Here is a 15,438-nt window from a genome sequence, read left to right on the forward strand (position 1 = left end):
CGGGAAGCCGCCGGTCAGGACGGCGTGGCGGCGAGGTTCGCGATGAGGGCGCGGACCCGGCGTTCGATCTCGTCGCGGATCGGCCGGACCGCGTCGACCCCCCGGCCGGCCGGGTCGTCGAGCCGCCAGTCGAGGTAGGTCCTGCCGGGGAGGACGGGGCAGGTGTCGCCGCAGCCCATGGTGATCACCACATCGGACGCCCGCACCGCCTCCGCCGTGAGGAGCTTCGGGATCTCGGCGGTGAGGTCGATACCGCGTTCCGCCATGGCCGCGACGGCGGCCGGATTGATCCGGTCGGCGGGGGCGGAACCGGCGGAGCGGACCTCGATCCGGCCGCCGGCGAGGTGGGTGAGGAACGCGGCGGCCATCTGGGAGCGGCCGGCGTTGTGGACGCAGACGAACAGCACCGACGGCTTCGGCCGGGCGTCAGACACGGGCGGGGCCTTCCGGGGAGACGGCGGGACGGGCCGCCGCGGCGGTCGGGGGGAAGCGGCCTCGGAGGCGCAGGGCGACATGGACGAGGCCGATGAGGACGGGGACCTCGATCAGCGGGCCGACGACGCCCGCGAGGGCCTGCCCGGAGGTGGCTCCGAAGGTGGCGATGGCGACCGCGATGGCGAGCTCGAAGTTGTTGCCCGCGGCGGTGAACGCCAGTGCCGTCGTGCGCGGGTAGCCGAGGCCGGCCGCGCGGCCGAGTGCCATGGACCCGGCCCACATCACGGCGAAATACACCAGCAGCGGCAGCGCGATCCGGGCCGCGTCCAGCGGTTTCGAGGTGATCGCCTCGCCCTGGAGGGCGAAGAGCACGACGATCGTGAACAGCAGCCCGCCGAGGGCGAGCGGTCCGGTCCGGGGCAGGAACGAGGACTCGTACCACTCGCGGCCCCGCGACCTCTCGACCAGGCGGCGGGTCAGGAACCCGGCCGCGAGCGGGATGCCGAGGAAGATCAGGACGGAGCGGGCGATCTCCCGGGCGGAGATGTCCAGGCCGGTGGCCGCCAGACCGAGCAGGCCGGGCAGGAAGTCGAGATAGAACCAGCCCAGCAGGCCGAAGGCGAGGACCTGGAAGACGGAGTTCACCGCGACGAGGACGGCGGCGGCCTCCCGGTCGCCGCGCGCGAGGTCGTTCCAGATGATCACCATGGCGATGCAGCGGGCCAGCCCGACGATGATCAGCCCGGTCCGGTACTCCGGCAGATCGGGCAGGAGGATCCAGGCGAGCGCGAACATCAGCGCCGGGCCGATCAGCCAGTTCAGCACGAGCGACCAGACCAGCAGGGGCCGGTCGCGGGTGACGGTGTCCAGGCGGTCGTAACGGACCCTGGCGAGCACCGGGTACATCATGATCAGCAGGCCGAGGGCGATCGGCAGGGACACCCCGGCCACCGTCACCCCCGCCAGCACGCCGCCGAGGCCCGGGACCAGACGTCCGAGAAGCAGGCCGGCGGCCATCGCGGTGAGGATCCACACGGCGAGGTAGCGATCGAGGAAGGACAGCCGGCCCGGCGTCACGGCCGGGGCGGTCACGCGGAGAGCTCCGCGGGCCCGGACGGGGACTCGCCCGCGGGGCGGGTGAGGATGCCGGCGAGCCGGTCGGTCATCTCCGGCAGCAGCCGGTAGTACACCCAGGTCCCGCGCCGCTCGGAGGCGATCAGCCCCGCCTCGCGCAGCAGCTTCAGATGGTGGGAGATCGTCGGCTGGGACAGGCCGAAGGCCGGGGTGAGGTCGCAGACGCAGATCTCCCCGCCCGCGCGGGAGGCGATCATCGACAGCAGCCGCAGCCGCACCGGGTCCCCGAGCGCCTTGAACACCTTCGCCAGCACCACGGCCCGGTCCTCGTCCAGCGGTGCCGACAACAGGCCGGGGCAGCAGCCCTCGGCGGCGGTGTCCCGCCCGATCACCGGAAGCTCTTGTTTCGACATACCTCTATGTTGACGAACTTCGATCCAAGGGGCAAGCTCGACACCGCAAGGCATCGATAAACATCAATACAGAGTGTTCGAGGAGTCCGCCATGTCCCGTGTTCAGCTCGCCCTCAAGGTCGCCGACCTTGAGGCTTCGGTCACCTTCTACACCCGGCTGTTCGGCGTCGAGCCCGCCAAGCGCCGCCCCGGCTACGCCAACTTCGCCATCGCCGAGCCCCCGCTCAAGCTCGTTCTCATCGAGGGCGAGCCCGGCCGGGACACCCGCCTGGACCACCTCGGCGTCGAGGTCGCCTCCACCGGACAGGTCACCGCCGCCGCACAGCGCCTCGAGGAGGCGGGACTCGCCACCTTCGAGGAGAACGACACCTCCTGCTGCTACGCCCTCCAGGACAAGGTCTGGGTCCACGGGCCCGGCCGGGAGCCGTGGGAGGTCTATGTCGTGAAGGCCGGCGCCGACCGGATGGGCGGGAAGCCCGCACCCGGCGCCGCCGCCTGCTGCGATGACGCCCCGGGCGGGCCGGCGCCCGCCCCGTGAGCCCGGCCGGCGGCGGCCCGGGACCGGAACCGGGCGTATTGTCCGATGTTGGTTGAGTGGTTGGCTCGACCGGGCGACACCGGCGGAGCCGGCGCGGTGCGCGGGCCGGCCCGCGCACCGCGGAAGCCCGCATCACGGCGGTCCGCGCCGGGAGAGTCCGCGCCGGGAGAACGGAGAGACGATGAGCAGGGCCAAGAGGACGACGAGGACGGAGCCGGCCGCGCCGCACGCCGCCGACCGTCACGATGTGATCAGCGTGCACGGCGCGCGCGTGAACAACCTCAAGGACGTCAGCATCGAGATCCCGAAGCGGCGGCTGACGGTGTTCACCGGAGTCTCCGGTTCCGGCAAGAGCTCACTGGTGTTCGGGACCATCGCGGCCGAGTCGCAGCGGCTGATCAATGAGACCTACAGCGCCTTCGTGCAGGGCTTCATGCCGGCCTCGACCCGGCCCGAGGTCGACGTACTCGAAGGACTGACCACCGCGATCACCGTCGACCAGCAGCGGATGGGTGCCGACCCCCGCTCCACCGTCGGCACCGCCACCGACGCCAACGCGATGCTGCGCATCCTCTTCAGCCGGCTCGGGAAGCCGCACATCGGCCCGCCCGGGGCCTTCGCCTTCAATGTCCCCTCGGTCCGGGCGAGCGGTGCGATCACGGTCGAGCGCGGTGCCCGCACGACGGTGAAGCAGACCTTCACCCGTACCGGCGGCATGTGTCCGCGCTGCGAGGGCCGGGGCAGCGTCTCCGACATCGATCTGAGCCAGCTCTACGACGACTCCAAGTCGATCTCCGAGGGCGCCTTCACCATCCCCGGCTGGAAGTCGGACAGCTGGTGGACCGTACGGCTCTACGCCGAGTCGGGCTTTCTCGACCCGGACAAGCCGATCCGCAAGTACACCAAGAAGGAGATGCGGGACTTCCTCTACCGGGAGCCGACCAAGGTGAAGGTCGAGGGTGTGAACCTCACCTACGAGGGCCTGATCCCCAAGATCCAGAAGTCGTTCCTCGCCAAGGACCGGGAGGCGATGCAGCCGCACATCCGGGCGTTCGTGGACCGCGCCGTCACCTTCACCACCTGCCCCGAGTGCGACGGCACCCGGCTCGGCGAGGCCGCCCGGTCGTCGCGGATCGGCGGGACCGGGATCGCCGACGCCTGTGCGATGCAGATCAGCGATCTGGCGGAGTGGGTGCGCGGTCTCGACGAGCCCTCGGTGGCACCGCTGCTCGCCGCGCTGGGGCAGACGCTCGACTCCTTCGTCGAGATCGGCCTGGGCTATCTCTCGCTCGACCGGCCCTCGGGCACGCTCTCGGGCGGCGAGGCGCAGCGCGTCAAGATGATCCGCCACCTCGGCTCCTCGCTCACCGACACCACCTATGTCTTCGACGAGCCCACCACCGGCCTGCACCCGCACGACATCCAGCGGATGAACAATCTGCTGCTGCGGCTGCGGGACAAGGGCAACACCGTCCTCGTCGTGGAGCACAAGCCGGAGACCATCGCCATCGCTGACCATGTCGTCGACCTCGGCCCCGGCGCCGGTTCGGCGGGCGGCACCGTCTGCTTCGAGGGCACCGTCGAGGGGCTGCGGACCGGCGGCACCGTCACCGGCCGGCACTTCGACGACCGGGCCGCGCTCAAGGAGACCGTACGGACCCCCACCGGCACCCTGGAGATCCGCGGCGCCGCGGCGAACAATCTGCGCGATGTCGATGTCGACATCCCGCTCGGGACGCTGGTCGTGGTGACCGGTGTGGCCGGTTCCGGCAAGAGCTCGCTGGTGCACGGATCACTGCCCGCGGGGTCGGGGACCGCCGGTGCGGAGGTGGTCTCGGTCGACCAGAGCCCGATCCGCGGCTCGCGGCGGAGCAACCCGGCCACGTACACCGGGCTGCTCGATCCGATCCGCAAGGCGTTCGCCAAGGCCAACGGGGTGAAGCCGGCGCTCTTCAGCGCCAATTCCGAGGGCGCCTGCCCCGGCTGCAACGGCGCCGGTGTCATTTACACCGATCTGGCGATGATGGCCGGGGTCACCACGACCTGCGAGGAGTGCGAGGGCAAGCGGTATCAGGCGGCGGTACTGGAGTACCGCCTCGGCGGCCGGGACATCAGCGAGGTGCTCGCGATGTCGGTGGCGGAGGCCGGGGAGTTCTTCGGCGCGGGCGAGGCGCACACCCCCGCCGCGCACCGTGTTCTCGGGCGGCTCGCCGATGTCGGCCTGGGCTATCTCACCCTCGGCCAGCCGCTCACCACACTCTCCGGCGGCGAGCGGCAACGGCTCAAGCTGGCCGGCCACATGGCCGAGAAGGGCGGCGTCTACATCCTCGACGAGCCCACCGCCGGGCTCCATCTCGCCGATGTGGAGCAACTGCTCGGCCTGCTCGACCGGCTGGTGGACTCCGGCAAGTCGGTCATCGTCGTGGAACACCACCAGGCCGTCATGGCGCACGCCGACTGGATCATCGACCTCGGGCCCGGGGCCGGCCACGACGGCGGCCGGATCGTCTTCGAGGGCACCCCGGCCGATCTGGTCGCCGACCGCTCCACGCTCACCGGCGAGCACCTCGCGGCCTATGTCGGAGCCGCCGGCTGAGCCCGGACGGAGCACCCGGTGGACGGCCCGGACCCGGCGGGCCGTCCACCACCCGCGCCACTCGTGACACTCCGTCAGCCCATCGTGCGGTACATGCCGATCGAGCCGTGCTCCGCGGTGTCGGCGAAGCCGAACTTCTCGTACAGGAAACGCGCGGGCCCGTCCGCGATCAGCGAGACATACGCGGTGGCGGGCGCCCGGCGCTCCAGTTCCCCGGTGAGCGCGGCCATGATCTCTCCGCCGAGCCCCTTCCCCTGGTGAGCGGGGTGGACACAGATGTCCACGATCTGGAAGGCGGTGCCGCCGTCACCGATGATCCGTCCCATGCCGATGGGCTCCCCGGCATGGTGGAGGACCACGCCGTACCAGGTGTTGGGGAGGGCGAGCGCCACGGCCTCGGGGGCCTTGTCGGAGAGTCCCGCGTCCGTGCGCAGCCGGCGGTAGACCTCGGCGGCGGGGACGCCCACCCGTAGCTCGTAAGGGTCGCTCAACGCATTCATGCGTTACATGGTACGGCTGGTCCCGGTGCCGTACGGGGCGGGGAATCCCCGTACGGCACCGGCGGGCGTCAGTCGCCGAACGGCGCGAGTTCGAGCCGGCCGAGGTGTTCCCGCTCCGCGATCACCTCGATGCCGGTGATCAGCCCATCGGTGATCTCGAAGCGGAGCACCAGGAAGAGCCGTCCGAGCGGCGCCATCACCAGTCCGGCGGTCCCGTCCACCAGCGCCGGTCCGGTGAACCGGGCCCGGCCCATCGCGGCCATCGCGCCCTTGGCCACGGTATGGGCGCCGAGCACCACGACCGGCCGGGGCGTGGGGCCGGCCGCCGGGTCGGCCCGCAGGACCACATCGGGGTGGAGCAGGGCGACCAGTGCCTCGAAGTCGCCGCCCCGGGTGGCGGCGAGGAACGCCTCGACCACCCGCCGGCGCCGGGGCAGATCGGTGCCGGGCGCCGGACCGGCGCCCCTGACCCGGCGGCGGGCCCGGCTGGCGAGCTGTCTGGCCGCCGCCGGGGAGCGCTCGATCATGGTGCCGATCTCGTCGAAGGAGACGGCGAACATGTCGTGCAGGACGAAGGCGAGCCGCTCGGCGGGGGTGAGCGTGTCGAGCACCACCAGCATGGCCACCCCGACCGTGTCGGCCAGCAGCGCCTCCTCCTCGGGACCCCGGCCGGGAGCAGTGCCGGAACCGCCCTCCGGGACGAGGGCCCCTCCGGATTCCCGTGTCTCCAGCGGGCCCTCCCGCCGCGACTCGCGTGTGCGCAGCATGTCCAGACAGATCCGGGAGACCACCGTGGTCAGCCATCCGGAGAGGTTCTCGACCCCGTCGGTGTCGGAGCGGCACAGCCGCAGCCAGGTCTCCTGCACCGCGTCATCGGCCTCGGCGGCCGAGCCGAGCATCCGGTGGGCCACCGCGCGCAGATGCGCCCGGTCCGCCTCGAAACGCCCGGTGAGCCGTGCGCTGTCGTTCATCGTTCCCTTCCCCGTTCGCGAGGTGTCGTGGCGGCGGACGCCGGTGAACCACCGGTCAGCACGCGGTCCGGTCCGGCCGGCGAGAGGCCCGTCGGAGCGCGGCGGGGGCGGGCCGGTCCGCCGTACGCCGGGGGCGTACCGCGAGGCGGCGCGCCTCGGCCATGACCTCGGCGTCGATCTCGGCCGGGGTCCGGTCGCCGGGGAAACAGCCGTGACCGCCGTACTCGTCGTACTCGTCGTTCAGTTCGGCCAGGCGTTCGGTCAGCGGCAGTCCGTGTCCGTGCGTCCGGTGCATGTGGAAGGCGAAACCGCGGGGGTCCGGATCGCCGGCGAGCATGCGGCGGGCGAGGGCCCGCGCACCGGCCTCCCGCCCCTCGGCACCGCCGGCCGGACGGAAGACGAGACCGAGTTCGCCCAGCGCCCCGGGAAGCAAATCCGGTACGTCGTAATCCGCTTCGCCCCTGGTGCAGGCGGCCAGTGTTCGCAGCGCGGGGCTGTCGAGCCCGGCGACGAGCGCGTCGCAGGCGGCGGCGACGAGCTCGGCGGGGCGGATCTCCCCCGCGCTCCAGAGATCGGCGTGGTCCTGGAAGCGGTCCGCCGCCGACGCGGCCGGCGCCACCCGTCCGGCGGCGGGCGCCACCCGTTCGATCGATGTCACCGGTCCATGATCCCCCGCCTGCGGACGCCCCGCCAGAAGGTTTTCCCCGTTCCGGACGCCCGTTGACCTTGCCCCTGGGGGAGGACACAGACTCATCGGGACGAGCAGAACGGAAGGGACGTCGCATGGGCCTGCTGACCATCGGAGCCTTCGCGAGGGCGGCACGGCTCTCACCGAAGGCACTGCGCCTCTACGACAGCCTCGGACTGCTCGTGCCCGCCCGGGTGGACCCGGTGACCGGATACCGCCTCTACGCCCCCGAACAGCTCGAACAGGCCCGGCTGGTGGCCTGGCTCCGCCGGATCGGCATGCCGCTCGCCCTCATCACCCGGGTGTGCGGGCTGGACGCGGGCGCCGCCGCCCGGGAGATCCGGGTCTTCCGGGCCCGCGCCGAGGCGGAGGCCGCCGCCCGCCGGGACCTCGCCGGCTTCCTCATCGAGCACTTCGAACGGAAGGACTCCGCCATGACCTCCGCGACTCCGCCTCTGGAGATCCGTTACGCCGCCCTCTCCGACACCGGCCTCGTCCGCGAGACCAACCAGGACACCGCCCACGCCGGATCCCGGCTGCTCGCGGTCGCCGACGGCTTCGGCAGCGGGGGAGCCGCCGCGAGCGCCGCCGCCGTCGAGGTGTTCCGCCGGCTGGACGCCGGGGCGATCCCCGCGGGCGCCCTGCTCAACACCCTGGAGGACGCCATCGGGAGCGCGGCCGAACTGGTCGCCCGGACCGGCACCGGTTCCGCGCCGGAGGAGACCGGCACCACGCTCACCGCGATGCTGTGGACCGGATCGCAGCTCGCCCTCGTCCACATCGGCGACTCCCGCGCCCATCTGCTGCGCGGCGGGGAGCTCTTCCGGATCACCCACGACCACACCGCGGCCCGGTCGATGGTGGCGGACGGGCGCATCACGAAGGCGGAGGCCGAATCCCATCCGCAGCGCTCGCTGCTGGTGCGGGCGCTGGCCAGGGGAGCCGACACCACCCCCGACATCCGGCTGCGCCACGCGGAGCCGGGGGACCGCTATCTGCTCTGCTCGGACGGGCTCTCGTCGGTGGTGGCGGAGGGGGAGATCCGCCGGGTGCTCACCGCCGCGGAGGAGCCCTCGGACGCGGTGCGCGAGCTGATCGCGCTGGCCAACGGCGCCGGCGGCCCCGACAACATCAGCTGTGTCGTCGCCGATGTGCGGGAACGTCCGCCGGGTGCCTGAGATCCGCCCGCCCGGACCGGCCGCGGCACACCAACAGGGCGGCTCCGGAAGGCCGTACGGCGACGGGAGCCATCGGGTAGCCTCCCTCGGATGAGCGCTGCCGGCCACCCACCAGAGCCCCGGACGGCCGACGGCCCGAGCCCGCCCGGGGCCGTCCCGCAGGTCTTTCCTTACCAGGGCAGCAAGCGGGCGCTCGCGGGACGGATCCTCTCGCTCTTTCCCGACGGCGGGGTTCCCCGGCTGGTCGAGCCGTTCGCCGGATCGGCGGCGGTCTCGGTGGCGGCGCGCCACCGCGGTCTCGCCTCGGCGGCGCACATCTCGGATGTCAATGAGCCGCTGATGGCGCTCTGGAGACTCGTCATCGAGGATCCCCGGCGGCTGATCGACGAGTACACCCGGCTCTGGAACGAGCAGTTGGCCGACCCGCGCGCGTACTTCCTGCGCACCCGGGCGGAGTTCAACGCCACGAAGCGGCCGGAGCTGCTGCTCTATCTGCTCTGCCGGTGTGTGAAGGCGGCCGTCCGCTACAGCCGGCGGACGGGTGAGTTCAACCAGGGCGCCGATCACCGGCGGCTGGGGGCGAGGCCGGGGAACATGGCGGACCGCATCCGCCGGACCTCGGTCACCATGCGCGGCTCCGCGGTGACCACGGGCGGCTACGAGGACGCTCTGGTCGGCGCGGAGCCGGAGGCGCTGGTCTATCTGGATCCGCCGTACCAGGGCACCAGCGGCGCCCCCGATCACCGTTATCTCCGGGGATTACGGCGCGATTCCTTCGCCGAGGTGCTCCAGCGGGCCGTGGACAACAAGGTCTCCTTCGTCGTCTCGTACGACATGGTGACCGAGGACAACACCTATGGTCTCGCCCTGCCGGGGGAGCTGGGGCTGACCCACCGTCATGTGGTGGCGGGCACCTCGTCCCAGGCCACCCTCGTCGGCAGGCGCCGGGTGACCGTCGAGTCCCTCTACATCTCACCGGCGCTGCTGGCCCGGCTCGGCGGCGCCGGCGCCCTGGACGGCCGGCTCGGCCTCGAACCCGCCGCGCCCGGGCCCGGGCCCTGAGCCAGGCCCTCAGGGCGCGGTCCGGCGGCGCCGGATCCTGGCATCGACACCGTCCAGCAGGGTCTCCAGACCGAAATCGAATTCGGCGTCGGCATCCCCTTCCGGGTCGGACGGACCGGCCGTCATCACCCCGGACTCCAGCAGCCGGGCCACCGCCGGATAGCGCTCCGGGTCGGCCAGCCGCCGGAGTGTGCGCTCGTATCTCCGCATCGCCTCGTCCGCCCCCACACCCTGGGCCTCGATCGCGGCCGCGAGATCCGCCGACAGCAGCACCTCGTTCCGCACGAACCCGGCGACCAGCATGATCACGCCGATCTTCTCGCCCTCGTCCAGTCCGGTGTCCGCGAGCGCGGCGAGGCCGCACTCCCACCAGGCCACCGAATGGGGGGTGACGGGCGGTCCGGAGACCGGCATGCGCAGCACCCAGGGGTTGCGCCGGAAGAGCGCGCGGTGTTCCGTCGCCCAGGCGGTGAGCGCCTCCCGCCAGCCGGTGCCGGGCGCGGGGGGTGCCGGCGCCGGGCCGGCCACCGCGTCCTGCATCAGGATGTACAGCTCGTCCTTGGCCGCGACATAGCGGTAGAGGGACATCGTGGCCACACCGAGCTCGCGGGCGACCCGGCCCATCGACACCGCGCCCAGCCCCTCGGCCGCCGCCAAAGCGACCGCCGCCGCCACGATCTTGTCCAGGCCGAGTCCGGGCTTGGGCCCCTTCGCCGGGCGTTCGCGCAGCCCCCACGCCGTCTCGATGCTCGCGGGCAGTCCGGTGTCGTCCGTGCGGCCGGAGCCGCCGGCGCCGGCCGTGTCCCGCGCACCGCCGCTGCGGTCCCTCATCGCGTCTCGCTCTCGTCTGCGCCGGTTCCCCTTGACCTCCATCCTAGTAATGCGTAACCCTTACGCAATAACGCGTATGCCATACGCAGAAGGAGGAGCCATGGACCGGACACCGGTCATCGGCCGGCGGAGCACGGAGCGCGCCCCCGGCCGGGAGCCGGCGGCGATCGAGGCCGCCGGACTGACCAAGGCGTACGGACGGGTCCGCGTCCTCAACGGCGTCGACCTGCGCGTCGAACGCGGCGGCGTCTTCGCCCTGCTCGGCCCCAACGGCGCCGGCAAGACCACCACCGTTCGCATCCTCGCCACCCTCACTCCCCCGGACGCGGGCCGGGCCCGGGTGGCCGGCTGGGACATCGCCGCCGAGCGCGGCCGGGTGCGCCGGGCCATCAGCCTGACCGGCCAGTTCGCGGCGGTGGACGAGAAACAGACCGGCGAGGAGAACCTGCGGATGGTGGCCCGGCTGCACGGGATGTCCCGCACCACCGCCCGCCGGCGCGCCGCCGAGCTGCTCGAACGCTTCGGGCTCACCGGAGCCGCCCGCCGCCGCGCCGAGACCTTCTCCGGCGGCATGCGGCGGCGGCTCGACCTCGCCGCGAGTCTGATCGGGGACCCGCAGGTCGTCTTTCTCGACGAACCCACCACCGGACTCGATCCCCGCAGCCGCGCCGAGCTGTGGGAGGTGGTGCGCGAGCTCGCGGCGGGCGGCACCACCGTCTTCCTCACCACGCAGTATCTGGAGGAGGCCGATCAGCTCGCCGGCCGGATCGCGCTGATCGACGGCGGGCGGCTGATCGCCGAGGGCACCTCCGACGAGCTCAAGGCACGGGTCGCCGATCACCGCCTCGATCTCGTGGTCACCGACTCCGCCGCCTTCACGCGCGTCCGGAACCGCACCGGAACCGGGATCTCCGGCCGGGTCTGCGAAGCCCGTACGGATCAGGGCGCCGGATCGCGGACGGCCCGCTGCTCCCCCGGGGCCCTGACCGTCGAACTCCCCACCGACGGCACCGCCGCCGGAATCCGCGCCCTGCTCGACCGTGCCGACCCGGAGCGGTGCGATGTCGTCCGCTTCACCGTGCGGCAGGCGACTCTCGACGATGTCTTTCTGACCCTGACCGGCAAGGAGCCCGGACATGCCTGACACCCCGCGACCGCCGGCGGCCGGCCGGCCCTCTCCCGCGCCGCCCGGCCGTCTCGCCCTCGCCCTGCACCGGACCGCGACCCTCACCGGGCGCCGGATCCGGATCAGCCGGCGGGACATCGACGCGATCATCACCGCCCTGCTGCTGCCGCTGATGCTGATGCTGGTCTTCATCTACTTCTTCGGCGGGGCGATCGACACCGGAACGGCGTATGTCACCTATGTCGTGCCCGGCATCCTGGTGCTGTGCGCGTCCTTCGGCGCCTCCACCACCGCGGTCGGGGTCAGCGAGGACATGAAGAGCGGGATCATCGACCGCTTCCGCTCGCTGGACGTCGGCGGGACACCGGTACTGACCGGCCATGTCGTCGCCAGCGCCCTGCGCAACATCCTCTCCACCGCGCTGGTGCTGACGGTGTCGCTGCTGATCGGCTTCCGCCCGGCCGCCTCGGCCGCCGACTGGCTCGCCGCCGGCGGGCTGCTGCTCTTCTTCGTGGTGGCCGTCTCCTGGCTGTCGGCGGCGCTCGGACTGCTGGCGCGCAGCCCGGAGGTGGCCGGCGGATTCACCTTCTTCATGACCTTTCTGCCGTATCCGAGCAGTGCGTTCGTGAAGATCGAGACCATGCCCGACTGGCTGCACGCCTTCGCCGGGAACCAGCCGGTGACCCCGCTGATCGAATCCCTGCGCGGACTGCTGCTCGATCAGCCGGTGGGGAACGCCCCCTGGATCGCGCTCGCCTGGTGCGGCGGGCTCACCCTGCTGGGAGTGGCGGCGTCGGGACCGCTCTTCCGGCTGCGGACACGGTGAGCGAGCGGCACGGGAGAGCGGTACGGAAGCGGTACGGGAGGGGTACGGAAGCGGTACGGGCACGGGGGCGCCCCCACCGCCTCAGCCGCCGCCCGACCTGAGCCAGCCCCGGTAGACCGCCATCACCTGCGGCAGCGACGGCACGTGGGCCAGCCCCAGCGGCTCACGGGCCGCGATCAGGGCGCGGCGCACCTTCCAGGCCGCGCCCGGCAGCGCCTTCCAGTTCGGATCGGACCGCGGGCCCAGCGCCGCGGCGGTGCGGATGACATCGGTGAAGACCGACTGGGTGCGCTTGTACGCCAGCAGGGCGGGCAGATCCCGTACCCAGGCCCGGGTGCTCCCCGGCAGCACGCTCTCCACCGCGGTCGCCCACCGCAGCCCCACCCTGCGCTCCTCGCGCCGGTGGTAGCCCATGAGATGGAGATGGGTGGCCAGTTCATAGAGCGGGTCGCCGATCATGGCGAGTTCCCAGTCGATGGTCCACAGGTCGCCCCGGGTGTCCACGATGAGGTTCCGCCGGTGCAGATCGCCGTGGAGCAGGGCGAAGGGGCGGTTCGCGAGCCGGCCGGCCGCCGGGGACCCGACCCGGTCGAGCGCGGCGGGGCGCACCCCGAGTCCGTCGAAGAGCTCGCCGTACACGGCCTCATTGCGCCCGTACACCTGGTCCCGGGTAAAGCCGGCCAGCCGGTCGAGAAAGGCGGCCGAGTCCTCGCCGGACGGCGGGGGCCCGCCCGGCGGGCAGGTGCGCGCCACCCCGTCCAGCTCATCGGTCTTGACCGCGACCAGCTCGCCGAAGAGCCGGCCGAGCTGGCGCTCGTGGCGCGGGGAGAGGGAGTGGCCGGAGAGCGCTCCGGCGCCGAGCGTCCTGCCCTCGATGAAGCCCTGGAGATGGAATCCGTCGGCGACCTCCATCGTCTCCGGAATCCGGGAGATCCGTCCCCGCAGGGCGCGCAGCAGCTCGTCCTCGGAGGCGAAACAGCGGCGGTCGTACCAGAGGACCCCGGGGCGCGGAGCGCGGAGCTTTCCGCGCTCGAACCGCTCCCGGAGCGGGTTGCCGGCCGGCAGGGGGAAGGCGTACGCCTCGTGGTGGTAGCCCTTGAGCGGGCCCACGACCTCCCGGTCGTCGCGGCTCAGCGCGACGGCCCGCCGATGGACCTCCGATGCCGGCTCGTCTGTCATCGCTGGGTGCCTCTGGTGCTTGTGGTGCGGGTGATGATGTGGTCCACCCATGGTGTGATGAGGGGGAAGTTACCCGTACGGCCCGCGCACGGTGGACCGTTTCCGCCGATGTCACCTCTTCGGGAGCGGCCCCACGGCGCGGGCTGTAGCGACGGTATAGCAGTCACACCGCCCGGGTGCACAACTCGGCTGTACAACTCGGCCACTTCATTCGACATCGCCGGCCAACTTCCCGCTCCTGGCCGGGGCCGGGGAGACGGCGGCTCACGGCCGTCCGGTCTCCAGGGTGTCGAGCACCGAGGTCAGTTCCGTCATGCCGGCGACGATCTCCGTCGCCCCCGCCGCCGCCAGCCGTTCGCGCTTGGCCGGGGTGCGGGCGTAGCCGAGGAAGGCGACCCCGAGCCGGGCGGCGGCCTCGCAGTCCGCCGCCGAGTCGCCGATCATCAGGGCCTCGGCGGCGGTGGAGCCGGTGGTCTCCAGGGCCCGCCGCAGACAGTCCGGATCCGGTTTCATCAGCGCCGGATCCGGTCGGCGGCCGTGGACATGGCGGCCGAAGCGGTCCGCGGTCCCGGGGCGGGCGAGATAACGGCGCACCGCGGCGGCGGAGTTGTTGGTGGTGACGGCGAGCCGGAAGCCGGCCGCGTCCAGCCGCCGGATCAGTTCGTCCGCGCCCTCGGTCGGGCGCGCGGTCCCGGCGGCGGTGATCTCCTCGGCGGTGAGCCGGCGCTCCATCTCCCGCACCAGCTCTCCGCCGGGGTCCCGGACGGCGGCGGCGCGCAGCAGCGCGAGGGGGTCGTCGGCCGGCCCGGGCGGGACGGGCAGGCCGCCGGGGACGCGCCCGGCGGCCCACCGGCGCAGTCCGGCGGCGACCGCGGCGGCCGGATGCCCGGCGAAGAGATGGCAGACGGGTCCGTCGAAGTCGAAGAGGACACAGCCTGCCTTGGTGAACAGACCGGGCACAGCGGTCGGGTGCGAGGCGGTCACAGCGCTCCGTCCGTACGGGGCAGGGGTGGGTACGGGCGCGGGGGCGCCGATCAGCTGCCGAGCGAGATGTCCATGGCGAGCGTGCCCCACAGCCCGTCGAACCACGCCTGCGACTGGGTGACGAAGGAATCGTCGCGCGTGCCGCCGCCGCGTTCGAAGGGGAAGAGCACCGAATCGCTGCCGAGCGCGTCGAAGATCTCGGCGGTGCTGTCGCCGATCTGCTCCTCGCGCCGGGTGACCGTGTAGTACGCGAAGAGCGCGGCGGAGCCGTTCAGCAGATAGAGCTTGACGGGCGGGGTGAACGGCAGCGCCCTGAGGGTCACCTCCACATCGATCCCCCGGGTGGTGCGCAGGGCGCGCAGCCCGGCCCCGAGGACCCGGCCGTGGCTGTTGCGGAGCGAGAGCCAGTGCTCGTGCACGCGGCTCTCGTCCACCGAGTCACCGGCGGGGCGGGGGAAGGCGAGCTCCAGATCGCGGGAGGGCAGCAGCAGCCGGACCCGTACGGTGCGGGGCGCGAGCCGGCCGGTGCGCATCAGGCGCAGCGGTTCGGCGAGCGCCAGATTGAGTGATTCGGCGGTCAGGCAGATGGCGTCGAGCCGGACGTCCCGCTCCCGGAAGGCCGCCAGCAGCCGCGGGCCGAGGCCGGCGTCGGTCTGCTGGGGTTCGGTGCCGTCCGGGCCGGGCGGGCGGGGCAGGGCGATCCGGGCCGGGGCGCCGCGGACCGCCGCGGTGAGCAGCCCGGCCTTGCGGAGCAGGTCCAGGGCCTGGCGGACGGCGCGGCGGTCGATGCCGAACTCCTCGGCCAGGGCCTCCTGGGTGGGCATCCGCTCCCCGTCCCTGAGCTGCCCCTCGTGGATCCGGCCGGAGAGGATCCCGGCGACATCGGCGGGCGAGGGCTTCCGGGTGCCATGGGCTGCGCGGTGCTCCTGGGTCACAACAGAACGCTACAACTCTGCGCTCATCGGCGGGAGATGTTGGAGAGTTGTTTATCTATCTTGAACAACTGGGGACAACTTAAGTGAAGTTGGCCGCCACTT

16 protein-coding genes are annotated in these 15,438 nt (G+C 72.6%); 6 read left to right on the forward strand and 10 right to left on the reverse strand.

Going from position 1 to position 15,438, the window contains the following annotated elements:
* Nucleotides 1-14: 14 nt before the first annotated feature.
* Genes AAFN69_RS31710 through AAFN69_RS31720 form a run of 3 tightly spaced genes read right to left on the reverse strand, consistent with a single transcriptional unit; the run spans nucleotide 15 to nucleotide 1,922 of the window.
* Complete coding sequence (locus AAFN69_RS31710) at nucleotides 15-434, reverse strand: arsenate reductase ArsC (RefSeq protein ID WP_347732345.1); 420 nt, start codon at nucleotides 432-434, stop codon at nucleotides 15-17.
* Nucleotides 427-1,527, reverse strand: coding sequence for an ACR3 family arsenite efflux transporter (arsB, locus tag AAFN69_RS31715; protein WP_347732346.1), 1,101 nt, complete (start codon nucleotides 1,525-1,527; stop codon nucleotides 427-429). The genes AAFN69_RS31710 and arsB overlap by 8 nt, the downstream gene beginning before the upstream one ends.
* Nucleotides 1,524-1,922 (reverse strand): metalloregulator ArsR/SmtB family transcription factor, encoded by a 399-nt coding sequence (locus tag AAFN69_RS31720; protein ID WP_347732347.1) that lies wholly within the window; start codon nucleotides 1,920-1,922, stop codon nucleotides 1,524-1,526. The genes arsB and AAFN69_RS31720 overlap by 4 nt, the downstream gene beginning before the upstream one ends.
* A 91-nt stretch (nucleotides 1,923-2,013) precedes the next feature.
* Between AAFN69_RS31720 and AAFN69_RS31725 the strand changes: the two genes are divergently transcribed.
* Both AAFN69_RS31725 and AAFN69_RS31730 read left to right on the forward strand, forming a co-directional pair.
* Nucleotides 2,014-2,460, forward strand: coding sequence for an ArsI/CadI family heavy metal resistance metalloenzyme (locus tag AAFN69_RS31725; protein ID WP_347732348.1), 447 nt, complete (start codon nucleotides 2,014-2,016; stop codon nucleotides 2,458-2,460).
* Between the two features lie 181 nt (nucleotides 2,461-2,641).
* Nucleotides 2,642-5,056, forward strand: coding sequence for an excinuclease ABC subunit UvrA (locus AAFN69_RS31730; protein ID WP_347732349.1), 2,415 nt, complete (start codon nucleotides 2,642-2,644; stop codon nucleotides 5,054-5,056).
* 74 nt (nucleotides 5,057-5,130) lie between these two features.
* Here the strand turns inward: AAFN69_RS31730 and AAFN69_RS31735 are convergent, their stop codons facing one another.
* From AAFN69_RS31735 to AAFN69_RS31745, 3 genes are all read right to left on the reverse strand, one after another.
* Nucleotides 5,131-5,556 (reverse strand): GNAT family N-acetyltransferase, encoded by a 426-nt coding sequence (locus tag AAFN69_RS31735; RefSeq protein WP_347732350.1) that lies wholly within the window; start codon nucleotides 5,554-5,556, stop codon nucleotides 5,131-5,133.
* Nucleotides 5,557-5,624: 68 nt separating this feature from the next.
* Nucleotides 5,625-6,527 (reverse strand): sigma-70 family RNA polymerase sigma factor, encoded by a 903-nt coding sequence (locus tag AAFN69_RS31740; RefSeq protein WP_347732351.1) that lies wholly within the window; start codon nucleotides 6,525-6,527, stop codon nucleotides 5,625-5,627.
* A 55-nt stretch (nucleotides 6,528-6,582) separates the two neighbouring features.
* Nucleotides 6,583-7,185, reverse strand: coding sequence for a hypothetical protein (locus AAFN69_RS31745; protein ID WP_347732352.1), 603 nt, complete (start codon nucleotides 7,183-7,185; stop codon nucleotides 6,583-6,585).
* Nucleotides 7,186-7,310: 125 nt separating this feature from the next.
* On the opposite strand from AAFN69_RS31745, the gene AAFN69_RS31750 reads away from it, so the two are divergent.
* Nucleotides 7,311-8,393, forward strand: coding sequence for a MerR family transcriptional regulator (locus AAFN69_RS31750; protein ID WP_347732353.1), 1,083 nt, complete (start codon nucleotides 7,311-7,313; stop codon nucleotides 8,391-8,393).
* Nucleotides 8,394-8,483: 90 nt separating this feature from the next.
* Complete coding sequence (locus AAFN69_RS31755; protein ID WP_347732354.1) at nucleotides 8,484-9,455, forward strand: DNA adenine methylase; 972 nt, start codon at nucleotides 8,484-8,486, stop codon at nucleotides 9,453-9,455.
* 9 nt (nucleotides 9,456-9,464) lie between these two features.
* Here the strand turns inward: AAFN69_RS31755 and AAFN69_RS31760 are convergent, their stop codons facing one another.
* A complete protein-coding gene (locus AAFN69_RS31760) occupies nucleotides 9,465-10,286 on the reverse strand; it encodes a TetR/AcrR family transcriptional regulator C-terminal domain-containing protein (RefSeq protein WP_347732355.1) in 822 nt (273 codons plus the stop codon).
* A 100-nt stretch (nucleotides 10,287-10,386) separates the two neighbouring features.
* Here AAFN69_RS31760 and AAFN69_RS31765 point away from each other — a divergent pair, with 100 nt between their 5' ends.
* Both AAFN69_RS31765 and AAFN69_RS31770 read left to right on the forward strand, forming a co-directional pair.
* Complete coding sequence (locus AAFN69_RS31765) at nucleotides 10,387-11,430, forward strand: ATP-binding cassette domain-containing protein (protein WP_347732356.1); 1,044 nt, start codon at nucleotides 10,387-10,389, stop codon at nucleotides 11,428-11,430.
* On the forward strand, nucleotides 11,423-12,238 hold the full coding sequence (locus tag AAFN69_RS31770; RefSeq protein ID WP_347732357.1) for an ABC transporter permease: 816 nt from the start codon (nucleotides 11,423-11,425) through the stop codon (nucleotides 12,236-12,238). The genes AAFN69_RS31765 and AAFN69_RS31770 overlap by 8 nt, the downstream gene beginning before the upstream one ends.
* An 81-nt stretch (nucleotides 12,239-12,319) precedes the next feature.
* Here AAFN69_RS31770 and AAFN69_RS31775 read toward each other — a convergent pair whose 3' ends face one another.
* The 3 genes from AAFN69_RS31775 to AAFN69_RS31785 all read right to left on the reverse strand — a co-directional run bounded on the left by AAFN69_RS31775 (nucleotide 12,320) and on the right by AAFN69_RS31785 (nucleotide 15,336).
* Entirely contained in the window at nucleotides 12,320-13,417 is a 1,098-nt protein-coding gene (locus AAFN69_RS31775) for an aminoglycoside phosphotransferase family protein (protein WP_347732358.1), read from the reverse strand.
* A gap of 264 nt (nucleotides 13,418-13,681) precedes the next feature.
* Nucleotides 13,682-14,401, reverse strand: coding sequence for an HAD-IA family hydrolase (locus tag AAFN69_RS31780; RefSeq protein WP_347732359.1), 720 nt, complete (start codon nucleotides 14,399-14,401; stop codon nucleotides 13,682-13,684).
* A gap of 50 nt (nucleotides 14,402-14,451) precedes the next feature.
* Nucleotides 14,452-15,336 carry a GntR family transcriptional regulator gene (locus tag AAFN69_RS31785; protein ID WP_347732360.1) on the reverse strand — a complete coding sequence of 295 codons (885 nt, stop codon included), beginning with the start codon at nucleotides 15,334-15,336 and terminating at the stop codon, nucleotides 14,452-14,454.
* Between the last annotated feature and the right edge of the window lie 102 nt (nucleotides 15,337-15,438).

This window comes from Streptomyces sp. CAU 1734 (assembly GCF_039888735.1).
In the GTDB taxonomy this organism is placed as follows: domain Bacteria; phylum Actinomycetota; class Actinomycetes; order Streptomycetales; family Streptomycetaceae; genus Streptomyces.

What these genes read in the sequence shown, in the direction of transcription:
- AAFN69_RS31740 (WP_347732351.1), bottom strand. Translation starts at nt 6,527, where the DNA reads ATGAACGACAGCGCACGGCTCACCGGGCGTTTCGAGGCGGACCGGGCG.
- AAFN69_RS31720 (WP_347732347.1), bottom strand. Translation starts at nt 1,922, where the DNA reads ATGTCGAAACAAGAGCTTCCGGTGATCGGGCGGGACACCGCCGCCGAG.
- AAFN69_RS31775 (WP_347732358.1), bottom strand. Translation starts at nt 13,417, where the DNA reads ATGACAGACGAGCCGGCATCGGAGGTCCATCGGCGGGCCGTCGCGCTG.
- AAFN69_RS31735 (WP_347732350.1), bottom strand. Translation starts at nt 5,556, where the DNA reads ATGAATGCGTTGAGCGACCCTTACGAGCTACGGGTGGGCGTCCCCGCC.
- AAFN69_RS31730 (WP_347732349.1), top strand. Translation starts at nt 2,642, where the DNA reads ATGAGCAGGGCCAAGAGGACGACGAGGACGGAGCCGGCCGCGCCGCAC.
- AAFN69_RS31755 (WP_347732354.1), top strand. Translation starts at nt 8,484, where the DNA reads ATGAGCGCTGCCGGCCACCCACCAGAGCCCCGGACGGCCGACGGCCCG.
- AAFN69_RS31760 (WP_347732355.1), bottom strand. Translation starts at nt 10,286, where the DNA reads ATGAGGGACCGCAGCGGCGGTGCGCGGGACACGGCCGGCGCCGGCGGC.
- AAFN69_RS31770 (WP_347732357.1), top strand. Translation starts at nt 11,423, where the DNA reads ATGCCTGACACCCCGCGACCGCCGGCGGCCGGCCGGCCCTCTCCCGCG.
- AAFN69_RS31765 (WP_347732356.1), top strand. Translation starts at nt 10,387, where the DNA reads ATGGACCGGACACCGGTCATCGGCCGGCGGAGCACGGAGCGCGCCCCC.
- AAFN69_RS31725 (WP_347732348.1), top strand. Translation starts at nt 2,014, where the DNA reads ATGTCCCGTGTTCAGCTCGCCCTCAAGGTCGCCGACCTTGAGGCTTCG.
- AAFN69_RS31750 (WP_347732353.1), top strand. Translation starts at nt 7,311, where the DNA reads ATGGGCCTGCTGACCATCGGAGCCTTCGCGAGGGCGGCACGGCTCTCA.